The sequence below is a fragment of the Olsenella uli genome (genome assembly GCF_016900775.1).
In the GTDB taxonomy this organism is placed as follows: domain Bacteria; phylum Actinomycetota; class Coriobacteriia; order Coriobacteriales; family Atopobiaceae; genus Thermophilibacter; species Thermophilibacter uli_A.
The window spans coordinates 1-1,429 of record NZ_JACJKN010000037.1 but is presented as its reverse complement, the minus strand read 5'-3'; the positions used below and the strand labels follow the sequence as shown (position 1 = coordinate 1,429).

Sequence of the window (1,429 nt, the reverse complement as noted above, 5' to 3'; positions counted from 1 at the left end):
GGATCGCGTCGCGAAATGTGGTGTAAGGGAGACCTGAATTAGGAACGGCCTCCGTCCTAGAATCTCTTTCGACCAAGAGAAGGATTCGAGGGAACGGAGACCGCAATGGACACTGTACCGCAAGACGCGTTCGCGACGCTCGGGCTCGCCGAGGAGGGCGGCGAGGGGCTCACGGGCCTCGCCAGGGCCCTGCTCGAGGCGGGCGTCAACGAGATGATGGCCGCCCAGGCCGACGCCGCCTGCGAGGCGACCGGCACGACGAGGAACGGGTTCCGAGAGAGGCGTCTCGAGACGCGGGTCGGGACCATCACGCTCAGGATACCGAAGCTGCGCCAGGGCACCTACTTCCCGGACGGCCTGGTCGAGAGGTGGAGCAGGGTCGACCGCGCCGTGATCTGCGCGGTGGCCGAGATGTACGCGCTCGGCGTCTCGACGAGAAAGGTGGGGAAGGTCCTCGAGCGCATGGGCGCCGACCGGCTGTCCAAGGACGCCGTGTCGCGCATCTGCGCGGCGCTCGACGCCGAGGTGGCGGAGCTGCGCTCGCGCCAGCTTCCGCCCATGCGATTCCCCTACCTCTGGGTCGACGCGACCTACGTGCCCTGCCGCCGGAACGGCCACGGCGCCACGGCCGCGGTGGTCACGGCCATCGCCGTCGGCGAGGACGGCGTGCGCAGGGTCGTCGGCCTGGCGTGCGTCGACGCGGAGTCCTACGCGAGCTGGAAGGGCTTCCTGCGCGGCCTCCGCGAGCGCGGGCTCTCCGGCGTGCAGTGCGTGACCTCCGACGCCCACGGCGGCATCGCCCGGGCGGTGAGGGAGCTCTTCCCGGGCGCGGCCTGGCAGCGCTGCGTCGTCCACCTCGAGCGGGACGTGATCGACGCGTGCCCGACGCGCGCGAAGAGGGCCGCCGCCGGGAGGGTGCTCCACGCCGTGTTCGACGAGGACGACCCGGCGAGGGTCCGGGCCCTCTACCGGGCCGCGTGCGGCGTCATCTCGTCGCTGTCGGCCGACGCCGGGAGGATCATGGAGGGGGCGGAGGCCGACGCCCTGGCCTACCTCGACTTCCCCGAGGCCCACCGCCGCCGCATCAGGACCAACAACGTGCAGGAGCGCTGCAACCGGGAGATAAAGCGTCGCGCGCGAGTGGTCCAGAGCTTCCCGTCGGAGGAGGCGCTGATCCGCCTGGTGGGGGCGGTGTGCTGCGAGGCGTCCGAGGACTGGTCCAGCCGCAGGTACATGGAGCCGTCCGCGATCGAGGGCCTGTGGGAGCGCGAGCTCTTGCCCGTCCCGGAGCCGACCGAGGGGCAGGTCACGAGGGCTCGCTCGAGAATCGCGGCGCTCTCGGGGATTGACGAGGGGGCGACGGCGGCGTAGGTTCGGCTCATCAGAGATTCCGGGCGGAGGCCCCTACACCACTTTTCGCGACACTACC

General features: G+C 71.1%; 1 protein-coding gene. It reads left to right on the top strand.

What is annotated here, in order from left to right; translation table 11 throughout:
• Positions 1-105: 105 nt before the first annotated feature.
• Positions 106-1,371 carry an IS256 family transposase gene (locus tag H6A23_RS11205; protein ID WP_204832253.1) on the top strand — a complete coding sequence of 422 codons (1,266 nt, stop codon included), beginning with the start codon at positions 106-108 and terminating at the stop codon, positions 1,369-1,371.
• Positions 1,372-1,429 lie beyond the last annotated feature (58 nt).

What these genes read in the sequence shown, in the direction of transcription:
- H6A23_RS11205 (WP_204832253.1), top strand. Translation starts at nt 106, where the DNA reads ATGGACACTGTACCGCAAGACGCGTTCGCGACGCTCGGGCTCGCCGAG.